Source organism: Enterobacter sp. CPE_E863, from assembly GCF_046521465.1.
In the GTDB taxonomy this organism is placed as follows: Bacteria; Pseudomonadota; Gammaproteobacteria; order Enterobacterales; family Enterobacteriaceae; genus Enterobacter; species Enterobacter adelaidei.
On record NZ_JBKFZX010000001.1, the window covers coordinates 1,058,748 to 1,073,272 of the forward strand.

General features: G+C 54.8%; 11 protein-coding genes. 2 read left to right on the forward strand and 9 right to left on the reverse strand.

What is annotated here, in order from left to right; translation table 11 throughout:
* The first annotated feature begins 23 nt into the window (after positions 1 to 23).
* A complete protein-coding gene (gene pgm / locus ACLHV8_RS05140) occupies positions 24 to 1,664 on the forward strand; it encodes a phosphoglucomutase (alpha-D-glucose-1,6-bisphosphate-dependent) (RefSeq protein ID WP_208593832.1) in 1,641 nt (546 codons plus the stop codon).
* A gap of 33 nt (positions 1,665 to 1,697) precedes the next feature.
* On the opposite strand, the gene potE is transcribed toward pgm, so the two are convergent.
* The 9 genes from potE to kdpF all read right to left on the reverse strand — a co-directional run bounded on the left by potE (position 1,698) and on the right by kdpF (position 13,631).
* Positions 1,698 to 3,011 carry a putrescine-ornithine antiporter gene (potE, locus tag ACLHV8_RS05145; protein WP_014831099.1) on the reverse strand — a complete coding sequence of 438 codons (1,314 nt, stop codon included), beginning with the start codon at positions 3,009 to 3,011 and terminating at the stop codon, positions 1,698 to 1,700.
* A complete protein-coding gene (gene speF, locus ACLHV8_RS05150; protein WP_208593831.1) occupies positions 3,008 to 5,206 on the reverse strand; it encodes an ornithine decarboxylase SpeF in 2,199 nt (732 codons plus the stop codon). Before speF ends, potE begins: the two co-directional genes overlap by 4 nt.
* Before the next feature lie 254 nt (positions 5,207 to 5,460).
* On the reverse strand, positions 5,461 to 5,565 hold the full coding sequence (gene speFL / locus ACLHV8_RS05155; protein ID WP_003858645.1) for a leader peptide SpeFL: 105 nt from the start codon (positions 5,563 to 5,565) through the stop codon (positions 5,461 to 5,463).
* A gap of 280 nt (positions 5,566 to 5,845) precedes the next feature.
* On the reverse strand, positions 5,846 to 6,523 hold the full coding sequence (gene kdpE, locus ACLHV8_RS05160; RefSeq protein ID WP_049005345.1) for a two-component system response regulator KdpE: 678 nt from the start codon (positions 6,521 to 6,523) through the stop codon (positions 5,846 to 5,848).
* On the reverse strand, positions 6,520 to 9,207 hold the full coding sequence (gene kdpD / locus ACLHV8_RS05165; protein ID WP_049005344.1) for a two-component system sensor histidine kinase KdpD: 2,688 nt from the start codon (positions 9,205 to 9,207) through the stop codon (positions 6,520 to 6,522). Before kdpD ends, kdpE begins: the two co-directional genes overlap by 4 nt.
* Positions 9,208 to 9,783 (reverse strand): potassium-transporting ATPase subunit KdpC, encoded by a 576-nt coding sequence (kdpC, locus tag ACLHV8_RS05170; RefSeq protein WP_049005343.1) that lies wholly within the window; start codon positions 9,781 to 9,783, stop codon positions 9,208 to 9,210.
* Between the two features lie 12 nt (positions 9,784 to 9,795).
* Complete coding sequence (gene kdpB / locus ACLHV8_RS05175; protein ID WP_208593830.1) at positions 9,796 to 11,844, reverse strand: potassium-transporting ATPase subunit KdpB; 2,049 nt, start codon at positions 11,842 to 11,844, stop codon at positions 9,796 to 9,798.
* 18 nt (positions 11,845 to 11,862) lie between these two features.
* Positions 11,863 to 13,542 (reverse strand): potassium-transporting ATPase subunit KdpA, encoded by a 1,680-nt coding sequence (kdpA, locus tag ACLHV8_RS05180; protein ID WP_208593829.1) that lies wholly within the window; start codon positions 13,540 to 13,542, stop codon positions 11,863 to 11,865.
* Entirely contained in the window at positions 13,542 to 13,631 is a 90-nt protein-coding gene (kdpF, locus tag ACLHV8_RS05185; protein ID WP_014069365.1) for a K(+)-transporting ATPase subunit F, read from the reverse strand. The genes kdpA and kdpF overlap by 1 nt, the downstream gene beginning before the upstream one ends.
* Positions 13,632 to 13,940: 309 nt before the next feature.
* Between kdpF and ACLHV8_RS05190 the strand changes: the two genes are divergently transcribed.
* Positions 13,941 to 14,147, forward strand: coding sequence for a YbfA family protein (locus ACLHV8_RS05190; RefSeq protein WP_028019445.1), 207 nt, complete (start codon positions 13,941 to 13,943; stop codon positions 14,145 to 14,147).
* Positions 14,148 to 14,525 lie beyond the last annotated feature (378 nt).

The window sequence follows — 14,525 nt, forward strand, 5'->3', positions numbered from 1 at the left end:
CCTTGCATCAGAAGGACCCGGTAATGGCAAATCACAGCCGTGCAGGCCAACCTGCACAACAAAGCGATTTGATTAATGTCGCTCAGCTGACCGCGCAGTATTACGTTCTGAAGCCGGTTGTGGGCAATGCAGAACACGCCGTGAAGTTTGGTACATCTGGTCACCGCGGTAGCGCGGCGCGCCATAGCTTTAACGAACCGCACATTCTGGCCATTGCTCAGGCCATTGCGGAAGAGCGCGCCAAAAATGGCGTTACTGGTCTATGCTATGTGGGAAAAGATACCCATGCTTTGTCTGAGCCGGCATTCATTTCTGTCCTGGAAGTGCTGGCCGCAAACGGCGTTGATGTGATTATTCAGGAGAATAACGGATTCACGCCAACGCCTGCGGTGTCTAACGCCATTCTTGTGCACAACAAGAAAGGGGGCGCGCTGGCTGACGGGATCGTTATCACGCCATCCCACAACCCGCCGGAAGATGGTGGTATCAAATACAACCCGCCTAATGGCGGCCCGGCTGATACTAACGTCACCAAAGTGGTGGAAGATCGTGCTAACGCCCTGTTAGCCGATGGCCTGAAAGGTGTGAAACGTATTTCTCTGGATGCTGCGATGGCATCTGGTCATGTGAAAGAGCTGGATCTGGTGCAGCCGTTTATTGAAGGGCTGGCGGATATCGTCGACATGGCGGCGATTCAGAAAGCCGGTCTGAAGCTGGGTGTGGATCCGCTCGGTGGCTCCGGTATTGAATACTGGAAACGCATTGCTGAGCATTACAAGCTGGATCTGACCATCGTGAACGATCACGTCGATCAGACCTTCCGCTTCATGCACCTGGATAAAGACGGCGCAATCCGTATGGACTGCTCCTCTGAATGTGCGATGGCGGGCCTGCTGGCGCTGCGCGACAAATTCGATCTGGCATTTGCCAACGACCCGGATTACGACCGTCATGGTATCGTCACCCCGGCAGGGCTGATGAACCCGAACCATTACCTGGCGGTAGCGATTAACTACCTGTTCCAGCACCGTCCGCAGTGGGGCAAAGAGGTTGCTGTGGGCAAAACGCTGGTCTCCTCTGCGATGATCGACCGTGTGGTCGACGCGCTGGGCCGCAAGCTGGTGGAAGTGCCGGTGGGCTTCAAATGGTTCGTTGACGGTCTGCACGACGGCAGCTTCGGTTTTGGCGGTGAAGAGAGCGCCGGGGCATCTTTCCTGCGTTTCGACGGCACGCCATGGTCAACCGATAAAGACGGCATCATTATGTGCCTGCTGGCGGCGGAAATTACCGCTGTCACCGGTAAAAACCCGCAGGAACACTACAATGAGCTGGCTGCACGCTTTGGTGCACCAAGCTATAACCGTATTCAGGCATCGGCGACTTCAGCTCAGAAAGCCGCCCTGTCCAAACTCTCTCCGGAGATGGTCAGTGCGAGCACGCTGGCTGGCGACCCGATCACTGCACGCCTGACGGCTGCACCGGGTAATGGAGCCTCTATTGGCGGCCTGAAAGTGATGACTGAAAACGGCTGGTTCGCCGCGCGTCCATCCGGTACCGAAGATGCGTACAAGATCTATTGCGAAAGCTTCCTCGGCGCTGAACATCGTCAGCAGATTGAGAAAGAAGCGGTAGAGATTGTCAGTGAAGTGTTGAAAAACGCGTAAGAATGAAAAAGGGAGCCGAATGGCTCCTTTTTTTTAGCTGTGCTTATTCTTTAACTCGAACCGTGGTGACACCAGACCGTACAGCGTCCAGCCCATAAAGGTGACCATTGCGCCGTAAAGCATCGCTTCCTGGCCGGATGAGTAGAGCGCATAGAAGCTGTAGATTGCCCCAATCAGCGCCACGATATTGGCCGCCCGCGCTTTGCGTGGGTCCACCTTCGCCACCTTCTGAATAATCACCAGCGCCGCCATCGACAGAATATACGGAATGATGTTCGTCACGACCGCCAGGTTAACCAGCACGTTGAACTGGCTGTTCAGCGACGGGCTAATGGTCATCAGCGATAATCCACTCTGGAAGATGACAATCGCCAGCATGCCCTGCACCGGTGCATCCGCTTTGGTGACGCGGGAGAAGATTTTCGGGAAGTACCCTTCGTCAGCCGAGGATTTAAAGACCTGAGCGATGGTGAACTGCCAGCCGAGGAGTGAACCGCAGCAGGACATCACCATCAGGCCCATGATCACTTTCCCGACTTCCGGGGTGAACATCTGCGCAAAGGCCAGACCAAACGGCGCCGTAGAGTTAGCCAGATCCATGTTTGGCACAATCCCGGCAATCACGTTAGTCGAGACGATATAGATCACCGCCGCGCCCAGCGTTCCGCCGAGGACCGCAATCGGGACGTTTTTCTCAGGGTTCTCAACCACTTCCGCATTCGCGCAGGCAGATTCCAGACCGAGGAAGGCCCAAAGCGTCATGGCAATGGAAGAACCCACTGCGGTAAAGAACGGTACATGGTGAGGGTTCCAGGAGTTCGCGTACAAGGTCGGGCTGAACCAGAACCAGCCGATGATGCACAGGCCAACAACCGGGATAATCACGCCCCAGACGGTGATGCTGCTGAGCTGTCCGGTGATACGCGCGCCGCCAAAGTTAGCCACGGTGCAGATCCACAGCACACCGATGGTCGCCAGCCCAATTTGTACCGGGCTCAGCGTGGCACCAAACAGCTCCGTACCGTAACCCACGGCGGAAATGGCAATCGCCACGTTAGCGATCAGCAATGACACACCATAGGTATAGTTGGCCATAAAGTTGCCTGACTTACCAAAGGCGTATTCTGCATAGCCCCCCATCCCGCCTGACTTGCGGCTGAACATCCCGCATTTGGCAAAGGCCCATGCCAGGGCCATTGACCCTACGGCGGTCACCAGCCAGGAGATAATCGAAATGGTTCCCACTTCTGCAAGCTTGGTCGGCAGCATGATGATCCCTGACCCCATCATGTTAACCATGGTGAGGATGGTCAGCTGCACCACGCCCATTTTGTTGGATTTACTCATAATTTCTCTCCTTTCAGCAGTGCAGGCTGAGCGGTGGGTTGTTTGATGACGTTGCAGCGAACCTCTTTGCGCCCTTCACACTCCTCGACATACACGCCCTGCAGTTCCGGTGCGAAGCCAGGCAGAAGGTTGATGCCTTCTTCCAGTGCGGCAAAGTAGCGCAGTACGGAACCGCCCCAGACTTCCCCTGGGACAACACACAACACTCCTGGTGGATAAGGGAGTGCGCCTTCGGCAGCGATGCGACCTTCCGCGTCGCGCAGGGACACCAGTTCAACTTCACCGCGCAGATAGGCGTAGTTCGCATCTTGTGGATTCATCATCACGCGTGGGAAGTGGGATTTGCGGAACATCTCTTTTTGCAGCTGTTTCACGTTGTGACGGGCATACAGGTCATGCATCTCCTGGCAAATCTGGCGCAGGGTGTAATCTGCGTAACGCTCAGGATGTTGTTTGTAAAGAGAAGGCAGGACGTCTTTCAGCGGAACATCGCTCTCGAGCAGTTTTTCGAAGCGCACCAGCTGTGCCACCAGTTGTTGCAGTTTGCCCATATCCTCTGCTGGGGTGAGCAGGAACAGGATCGAGTTGAGGTCACATTTCTCCGGCACAATGCCGTTTTCACGCAGGAAGTTGGCAAGGATTGTGGCAGGTACCCCGAAATCCTCATACTCGCCGGTACGCGCGTTAATGCCTGGCGTGGTCAGCAGCAGTTTGCACGGGTCGATAAAATATTGATGTTCGGCGTAGCCCTCAAAAGCATGCCAGTTCTCACCGGGAACAAAATGGAAGAAGCGCAGATCGGTAGCGATTTCCGACGTCTCCCAGCTTTCCCACGGACGACCATCCACCATATCTGGCACGAATGGACGCAGATACTGGCAATTCTGCAGGATCAGCTTACGCGCTTCGATACCGGTGACCACGCAGTCCATCCACATGTTGCGGCCACTCTGGCCTTCATGCATGCGGGCGTTGATATCCAGTGCGGCAAACAGCGGATAGAACGGGCTGGTGGAGGCGTGCATCATAAAGGCATTATTCAGACGCTTGTGGGGCACATAGCGCTGTTGACCTTTAATGTGGCTGTCTTTCTTGTGGATCTGCGAGGTTTGCGAGAAGCCAGCCTGTTGTTTATGCACGGACTGGGTCACCAGAATGCCCGGGTCGTTTTCGTTCAGTTCCAGCAGCAGTGGAGAGCAGTCGGCCATCATCGGAATAAACTGCTCGTAACCTACCCAGGCTGAGTCAAACAGGATGTAGTCACACAGAGGGCCAATCTTATCTACCACCTGACGAGCGTTATAAATGGTGCCATCGTAAGTACCTAGCTGGATTACCGCCAGGCGGAACGGACGTGCATCACGCGCTCTGCCTGGTGCGACTTCTGATACCAGCTCGCGCAGATAACTCTCTTCAAAGCAGTGGGCGTCAATACCCCCGATAAAGCCGTACGGGTTACGCGCGGTTTCCAGATAGACCGGTGTTGCACCTGCCTGGAGGAGGGCACCGTGATGGTTCGATTTATGGTTGTTACGGTCAAACAGGACCAGGTCGCCAGGAGTGAGCAGGGCGTTAAGCACTACTTTGTTGGATGATGACGTTCCATTCAGCACGAAGTAGGTCTTATCGGCATTAAAGACTTTCGCCGCATGTTGCTGCGCAATGCACGGCGCACCTTCATGGATCAGCAGATCGCCCATCGCCACGTCGGCGTTGCACAGATCGGAACGGAAGAGCGTTTCACCAAAGAAATCGACAAACTGATTACCGGCAGGATGGCGGCGGAAGAACTGGCCGCCCTGATGCCCCGGGCAGTCAAAGGCGCTGTTACCCTGTTTCACGTAGTCGACCAGGGCGCGGAAAAACGGCGGTCGCAACTGGGTTTCATACTTCTGGGCCGCCGCTTCCAGTTGACGTCCATAAAAGTCGTTGCTGGTGTCTGAGTGTTCGAAAACGCCGTGAATGCGCGATAAGTAGTCTGCCGGGATGATCTCTTCTTTGTGCGTTGCGACAAAAACAGGAATGCCAAACCCGGTGGCTTCTATTTCTTCCAGAATGCCGCTGGAAATATCGCTGACCGCCAGAACAATAGCGGCAACATCAATATAATCAGAGGCTCTGACATCCACGAGTTCACGCTGAGTGGTAAAGCAATCAGGGCATGCACGGCTGGCTGCGATTTTTAAATTTTTCATCTTTATCTCTTTATTTTAGGTAATAGAAGTCCCTCGATTCTTTGTAAAAAAGAAATCGATAATTTCCCGGAAAAAAAGCAAAGGGTGACCGCTGATTAAAATCAGTGAGTTGCTTTTTGATGATTGAAATTCAGTCTGCCCGGTTGCAGATGCGTCTGAATTAAGATGAATAAGCGCACGGGTTCACAGGCAATTGCCTGTAAATAAATGAGTTTCAGGATGACCTGTAAGCGGGTGCGCCAGAAGTCGAAGGACTACCGGGCATTAAAGAGATGAAAGTCAAAGCAGTTTCGGTGGGCAAACATCATGATATGTGTTGTCCGCCTTATATGGGGCATTAAACGATTGTTGTTTTCCATGTTTCATTTTCCTTTCAGTAATTGAAAGCATGGTCATTTTATCCAGGAAAGGGCTATGAACTGTGAAGAAGATCACCATTAACCGATCAAATCAGAAATAAATATTCGTTTTTGATGAATATCGCAGATCAAAATGCTGATTTGTTGGTGATGCGTTAATGGGTTGTGTTATTAATGTTTTGAATGGGCAAAAATAAGACGGAAAAATAACCATCGGGTTATTTTCAGAATATTTAATAAGTGAGCTTAGTTTTATTTATAAATAAAAATGAATAGTTATTCAAAGCATAAACCGATAACCGATACCGGTTTCAGTTAATAAATGACGAGGGCGAGCGGGGTCGACTTCGAGTTTCTGACGAAGGTGTCCCATATATATGCGTAAATAGTGACTATGCTCCACGGCATTTGGCCCCCATACCTGGTTCAGTAGCTGGCGTTGGGTGAGCACCTTCCCGTGGTTATTGAGCAACACGGCAAGCAGTCGAAATTCTATTGGGGTGAGATGGATCTCCTCCTCACCACGCACAATGCGCCGGGCGGCAAGGTCAACCTGGATATCACCAAACGTGTACGTGGGATCGGCGGGCGTGGTGGCGCTGTGACGACGCAGCGCCACGCGAAGGCGAGCCTGTAGCTCGCCAATGCCGAAAGGTTTAATCAGATAGTCATCCGCTCCGGCGTCCAGCGCCGCGATTTTATCCGTCTCTTCAGTACGTGCTGAAAGCACCAGAATCGGCATCTGGCTCCACTGGCGGACTTCACGGATAAAATCAATACCGTCACCATCCGGCAGACCAAGGTCGAGGATCACCAGGTCCGGCTTGCGTGTGGCGGCTTCAATTAAACCCCGTTGGAGCGTACCCGCATCATGAACGCGCAGGCCATCTCCTTCCAGCGCAGCGCGCAGAAAGCGGCTAATGGCGATCTCATCTTCAACAATCAGAACGTTGATCACAAATCCTCTGGTAATTCATTAAGTTCCGGCGGGGTTTCCAGAGGAAGTGTAACACAAAAACGCGCGCCTCCATCCGGACGGTTCTCTGCGGAAATGGTCCCGCCATGGACATCAATAATCGCCTGGCAAATGGCCAGACCCAGCCCAACCCCCGGAATGGCCGACTCCTTATTGCCACGCGCGAATTTTTCGAAAATGGCCAGCTCTTGTCCGGCAGGAATACCTGGCCCGGTATCCCAGACTTCAAGGCGAAGCGTCTGATCTTCCACCGTTGCATCGACCCCAATCTGGGCGCTGGATCCTGCATACTTACCGGCATTTTCCAGCAGGTTGATCAGCACCCGTTCAAACAGCGGACCATCAACGTGAATTAAGGTAAGCGGTTCAGGCATGTTCAACGCAATATGGCGCCCGCCAAGGCCTGGCTCCAGCATTTTCAGCGCGCTGCCAACTACCTCTTCGAGCGTGAGCCACTCTTTTTTGAGGTTAAATCCGCCTGACTGAATACGCGCCATATCAAGCAGATTATTCACCAGGCGCGTGGTATTCAGTACATGCTGGCGGATCTCGCTGGCCTGAAGAGCATGTTTAGAGCCTTCTGCCGCCAAATCCAGGGTCAGGATTTCTGACTGACCAAACAGGACGGTGAGTGGGGTCCGCAGATCGTGAGAGAGCGCCGCAAGCAATGAGTTACGAATACTCTCACGCTCGCTTGCCAGACGCGCCTGTTCTTCGCTGGCAGTCAGCGCCAGCCGTTCGAGCGCGCTGGCAACCAGCAGCGTAAAGGTTTCCAGCAGTCGTTGCTGCTCAGGGATCATCAGTTGACGCAGATTTGACGGCTCAACGATAACCAGCCCCTGGTTTTTATCTGCACTGCGCAGCGGCAAAATTTGATAAGGCACGCCGGGCAGGGTGTCTGTCCCCGCGCCCGCCGGTAAACCCTTGTCAAAGCTCCAGCGCGCGATGGCTTCGTCCCAGGGCGTCATGCCTGTGGCCGACGTCAGTGGGCGCAGCTTGCCGTGTTCGTCCGGGAGTAAAATCAGGTTGCTGGCATGAAACGTCGAGCGGATAAACTGCTCGCTGGTCTGCACGATATCCAGCGGCGTGCGACCCACCGCCAGCGATTTCGACATCTCATAGAGATGACGCGTGCGTTGTTCGCGATAACGGGCAATACGCGCCTGATAGCGCACGCCCGCCGTCAGATTACCGATCACCAGCCCGACGGTGAGCATCACGGCGAAGGTGAGTATGTACTGTACGTCCGAAACGGCAAGCGTTCCGCGGGGGGCAATAAAGAACAGATCGAAGCTGATAACGTTGATAACCGTCGCCAGTACCGACGGCCAGCGTCCGTAAAAGAGTGCCACAACCACCACGCCAAGGAGGTAGACCATCACCAGGTTGGCGGCATCAAACGCAATCAGCCACTGGCTGGCAATCACGGTAATCAGGGCGCAAAGCACGACGGCGACAAAGCAACCGCGAAGCTGAATGCGCCATTTATCGCTAAAGGTGCGGCTGTCTGGCGCGCGAGTCGGTAAGGGGGTGGGTTTGTCATCCAGTGCAACGATCACCAGATCCAAATCAGGCGCGCGGCGAGCCAGTTTGTCAGCAAAAGATTCGCGGCTAAACCAGCGACGGTGCTGGCGACGACCAATCACAATCTTCCCCAGGTTATGTTCGCGCGCGTAGCGCAGAATAGCTTTATCTTCCTGAGGATCGGAAAGGGTCGCCGTTTCCGCGCCCAGCTCCTGGGCCAGGCGCAGCGAACTCAGAATTGCCCGGCGTTGGTTTTCTGGTAGCGCGTGTAGCTGCGGCGTTTCGACATACACCGCATGCCAGACGCTGCCAAATTTGGCCGCAAGGCGAGCGGCGGTGCGGACAAGTTTTTCATTGCCGCTGCCGTGACCAATACACAGGAGGATGGCATCCCGCGTATGCCAGACGCGTTCCTGGCCTTGCAGATCACGCCAGGCACGCATCTGATCGTCAACACGGTCAGCAGTTCGGCGTAAAGCCAGTTCGCGCAGGGCAATCAGGTTGCCTTTGCGAAAGAAATGTTCGATGGCGCGCTCGGCCTGGCCGGCGATATAGACTTTGCCTTCGTGCAGACGCTGGCGCAAATCATCAGGCGGAAGGTCGACCAGCACCACCTCGTCCGCGGAATCGAAGAAGGGGTCAGGCACCGTCTCGCGCACCTGAATGCCGGTCACGCCGCTCACTACGTCGTTCAGGCTTTCGAGATGCTGAACGTTAACCGTCGTGAAAACGTCAATACCGGCTTCAAGTAACTCTTCAACGTCCTGCCAGCGTTTTGGATGGCGTGAGCCTGGCGCATTGCTGTGCGCCAGTTCGTCCATCAGGATAAGCGCGGGACGACGGGCGAGGGCGGCATCGAGATCGAATTCGGTGACTAACCGACCACGATGGCTGATGCGTCGGGGCGGCTGCGTGGCCAGCCCCTTCAGCAGCGACGCCGTCTCTTTACGTCCGTGGGTTTCTACCACGCCGATCAGTATATCGAGCCCCTGCGCCCGAAGCCGCTGGGCTTCTGTCAGCATGGCGAAGGTTTTCCCGACGCCCGCGCAGGCGCCGAAGAAGATTTTCAATTTGCCACGATGGGCTTCAGCCGTCTGTTCTAGCAGCCTGTCCGGATCCGGGCGCATGGGCTCGTCGGTCATTTAGTTTTTCCTTAGCGCGTCCAGCGCCAGATTCAGCTCAACAATATTTACCACAGGCATGCCGATGAAGCCGACCAGCGGCTTTTGCGTGTGCTCTGCAACCAGCTGGCTGACCTGCTCGACGGTCAACTGACGGGCGGCGGCGACGCGCGGGATCTGCCATGCCACTGCTGCTGGCGTCAGGCTGTAGTCCAGCCCGCTGGCAGAGGCCGTCACCAGTTCCACGGGAACCTCGCGGCTGGCCTGAGGATTGGCGCTGCGCAGAGCTGCCACGCGTTCAGCGACGGCTTTGTCCAGCTCTGGGTTGCTGCCTGCCAGGTTGCTGCCACCGGAAGCCATCGGATTATACGGGCTTTCGGCAGTGGCGGAAGGGCGTCCCTGGAAGTAACGGGCATCCGTAAAGTTCTGTCCAATCAGGCGCGAACCGCGGTTTTCACCGTTTTGCATAATCAGCGAGCCATTGGCCTGATCCTTAAACCACCACTGGCCCAGCGCGGTGGTCACCAGCGGATACAGCCCGCCAGTAATCAGAGACAGCAGAATAAACAGAAGTATAGCGGGGCGTAACATCGTCATTTGATTCACCTTTTAAACCAGGCCGAACAGCGTCAACAGCAAGTCGATAACCTTGATGCCGATGAAGGGCACCACAAGTCCACCCAGGCCGTAAATCCACAGGTTGCGGCGCAGCATGGCGGCCGCAGTGAGTGGTTTATAGATCACGCCTTTCAGCGCCAGCGGGATCAGGAAGACAATAATCAGGGCGTTAAAGATCACTGCGCTCAGAATGGCCGAGGCCGGAGAGTGCAGGTGCATCACATTAAGTGCATTCAGTTGTGGATAGGTCGCGGCAAACGCGGCCGGAATAATGGCGAAATACTTTGCCACGTCATTGGCGATACTGAACGTGGTTAGCGAACCGCGCGTCATTAGCATCTGTTTGCCGATGTGCACCACTTCAATCAGCTTGGTCGGGTTAGAGTCGAGATCAACCATGTTGCCCGCCTCTTTGGCTGCCTGGGTACCGGAGTTCATCGCCACTGCCACGTCGGCCTGCGCCAGGGCAGGGGCATCGTTGGTACCGTCCCCGGTCATCGCCACCAGACGACCTTCCGCCTGATACTGGCGGATCAACGCCAGTTTGGCTTCCGGTGTGGCTTCGGAAAGAAAATCATCGACGCCCGCTTCGGCGGCAATCGCCGCGGCAGTAAGACGGTTGTCCCCGGTGATCATCACCGTTTTGATCCCCATTTTACGCAACTGGGCAAAACGTTCTTTGATGCCGCCTTTGACGATGTCCTTCAGGGCAATCACCCCCAGAACATGAGCCCCCTCAGCTACCACCAGCGGTGTGGCACCCTGACGGGCAACGCTCTCAACCAGGTTGTCTACTTCCGGTGGGAAATGACCGTTGTTGGCTTCAATGTGGCGACGAATCGCATCAACGGAACCTTTACGGATCATGCGATCCTGAATGTTAATCCCACTCATGCGGGTTTGCGCCGTGAAGGGCACGAAAGTGGCATGCAGGTTCTGAACGTCGCGCTGGCGCAGGTTAAAGCGCTGCTTAGCAAGAATCACAATACTGCGGCCTTCCGGCGTTTCATCGGCAAGGGAAGAGAGTTGCGCGGCATCTGCCAGCGTTTTTTCATCCACGCCTGGAGCGGGTAAGAAATCTGACGCCTGGCGGTTGCCGAGGGTGATGGTCCCGGTTTTATCCAGCAGCAACACATCCACGTCGCCGGCGGCTTCAACGGCACGTCCACTGGTAGCGATGACGTTGGCACCGAGCATACGGCTCATGCCGGCCACGCCGATAGCCGACAACAGGCCGCCAATCGTGGTTGGGATCAAGCAGACCAGCAACGCCACCAGAACGGTAATGGTCACTGCAGTGCCACCGTAGGCGGAGAATGGCCACAGCGTCGCGGTTGCCAGCAGGAAGACGATCGTCAAGGCCACGAGCAGAATGGTCAGTGCGATTTCGTTAGGTGTTTTACGACGCTGCGCGCCTTCCACCATGGCGATCATCCGGTCGAGGAACGTTTCCCCCGGGTTAACGCTACACTGGATCACCAGCCAGTCGGAGAGAATGCGCGTCCCGCCCGTCACGGAGGCGAAATCGCCGCCGGACTCACGGATCACCGGCGCGGATTCACCGGTGATGGCGCTTTCATCCACCGATGCGCCGCCTTCAATCACTTCACCATCACAAGGGATAATGTCGCCGGCTTCCACCAGTACCACATCGCCCTTACGCAGTTCATCCGCCGGAACGTGATCCATCTGCGCACCGTATCTCGGTTCACGCAACTTGCGCGCGAAGGCAGTCTTTTTTACCCCTTTCAGGCTGTTGGCCTGGGCTTTACTCCGGCCTTCTGCCAGTGCTTCTGCAAAGTTGGCAAACAGCACGGTAAACCACAGCCACAGGCTGATGGCGCCGGTAAACATCGTATTTCCCGGCATGTGGCCCGTTCCCATGGCAATCGCCAGGGCGGTGGTCAGAACACTGCCCGCCCAGACAATAAACATCACCGGGTTGTGCCACTGGACGCGCGGACTCAACTTTTTCACCGCATCCATAAGCGCCTGGCGAACTAATGACGGTTCGAGCAGGGCCAGTTGTTTACGACTCATGACAATTTCTCCGCAAAATCAGCGTAAAGAGAGGAATTCCGCGACCGGGCCTAACGCGAGGGCGGGGATAAAGGTCAGGGCGCCGACCAGCAACACGGTGCCTGTCAACAGGCCGATAAACAGCGCGCCGTGGGTCGGTAATGTGCCAGTGGTGGTCGGTTGAATTTTTTTACTCACCAGCGATCCGGCAATGGCCATGACCGGCACAATGACGCCAAAGCGACCAAAGAACATGCAGAACGCCAGCAGGCAGTTCCAGAAAGGCGAGTTGGCGCTTAAGCCGGCAAAGGCGCTACCGTTGTTGTTAGCCGCAGACGAGACGGCATACAGCACTTCACTGAAGCCATGGATACCCGGGTTAAAGATGCCGCTGCGTCCGGCTTCGGTCATCAGCGCCAGCGCGGTGCCGAGCAGCACGAGGGCAGGGGTGACCAGAATCGCCAGCGCGGTTAATTTCATCTCGCGAACGTCGATTTTTTTACCGAGGTATTCCGGGGTGCGGCCAATCATCAGACCGGCAATAAACACCGCCAGCAGCACAAACAGCAGCATGCCGTAAAGACCTGAGCCCACGCCACCAAACACCACTTCGCCAATCTGCATCAGCCACATTGGGATCATGCCACCCAGTGCCGTAAAGGAGTCATGCATAGCATTTACCGCCCCGCAGGATGCCGCCGTGGTGACGACGGCATACAGGCTGCTGGCGAGAATGCCAAAGCGGCTCTCTTTACCTTCCATGTTGATTGCGCTATCAGCACCCAGTGAGAGGAAATGCGGATTACCCTGCCATTCTGCCCACATGACCAGCGCAACGCAGACCACGAAGATCAGCGACATAGTCCACAGCAGTGTGCGTCCCTGACGGCGATCGTTGACCACGTCGCCAAAGGCAAAGCAGAGTGCGGCAGGAATCAGGAAGATTGCCAGCATCTGCACGTAATTGGTCAAGGTGGTAGGGTTTTCAAACGGATGAGACGAGTTGGCGTTAAAGAAGCCACCACCGTTCGTTCCGAGCATCTTGATGGCTTCCTGTGATGCCACCGGACCCATCGGCAGGAGCTGTTTTGCACCTTCCAGCGAGGTATAAGATGCATAAGGCAGCAGGTTTTGCAGGGTGCCTTGCTGAATAAAGAACAGCGCGATCAGCAGCGCAATGGGCAGCAGGATCCACAGCGTGATGCGCGTCAGATCCACCCAGGCATTTCCCAGCGTACTGATTTTTTGGCGTGCAAAAGCACGCGTCAGCGCGAAGATAACGGCGATACCAGTGGCGGCCGAGAGGAAGTTCTGCACGGTTAAACCGACCATCTGGCTGAAGTAGCTGAGCGTGGTTTCACCGGAATAGGACTGCCAGTTGGTGTTGGTGACAAAGCTGACTGCCGTGTTCAACGCAAGGTGCCAGGACAGACCCGGTAACTGCTGTGGATTGAGCGGCAGAATACCCTGCAACATCAACATGGCAAAAAGCGCAATAAGGCCAACGATATTCAGCAGCAGAATGGCTGTCAGATATTGACGCCAGTTCATTTCCTGATCACGAACTCCCAGTACACGCCAGATCCCTTTTTCAACGCTTCCCGTGCCCGGCAAAGGTACGTTGTTGATCAGCCGTGCCAGTCCTGTTCCCAGTGGCCTTGCCAGAACGAACAATACCACTAAGAAGCTGGCAATAAGCAAAAACGCCTGAGCAGCCATCAGAATGCCTCCGCATTAATCAGGGCATAGACCAGATAACCCAATAACAGGAACACCAGCACGATGCCGGCAATAAGACCTGCACTCACAATCCACCTCCGGGTGACTTTTGTTGTTGTGTTAACGGTAGGATTTCTGGCGCAAAGATTTCGCAAAAATGGGGAGGGCGGGTGTAAAAAAAGTATAAAAATGACAAAGCCCACAATTTAACTATTGATAAGTAAACTGTTAACTTTTTTGTAACTTAATTACGGCGCGAGTGTAAATTTTCACTAAACGGACAAAAATAAGTGGTCGGATGAGTAGTAAAATTACAAACAAAGCGATATTATTTTAGCCAGGTCACAGATTTTGAATTTTCCGGATGACGTTTCCGGCCAACTATAGGGGAGAAAAATATGGATCTTTATAAAGAGTTTCCGGCTCATATCGTTTTCATGCGTCGCACTTTCGCCGTAGTGGCTGGTGTGCTGGCGCTGCCGGTGATGCTGTTCTGGAAAGATCGTGCACGTTTTTACAGCTATCTGCACCGCGTCTGGGCGAAAACCAGCGAGAAGCCGGTGTGGATGGATCAGGCCGAGAAAGCGACCTGCGATTTCTACTGATACAAAGATTCCACACAGCAATAAAAAAACCGCCAACAGCAATGTGGCGGTTTTTTTGTCCCTCGGGATTCGCGGTCCGTTGGGTGGTTTTCAAGCTCTCGTCAGAGGCTTACAAGAATATCTCAGGTCCTTATGTAATCAAACTGCAACTCCCTAAATATATTCTTAGAAATCACTTCCATGGGTTACGTTTTACGCCACGGCCAACTAGTATGCAGCGTCCCTTTCCGCCATCTTGCACATGGGCACCGGTCCCGGGAAAGGCGTCACCACAACCGTAAGTCAGGCTTTCGTCAGAGCTTGTGTCCACCGACTTATCACCGGTGGTGAACGGTGGAGCGGTTAGCAGCAGGGACCGCATAATGAAACGCTATTTTT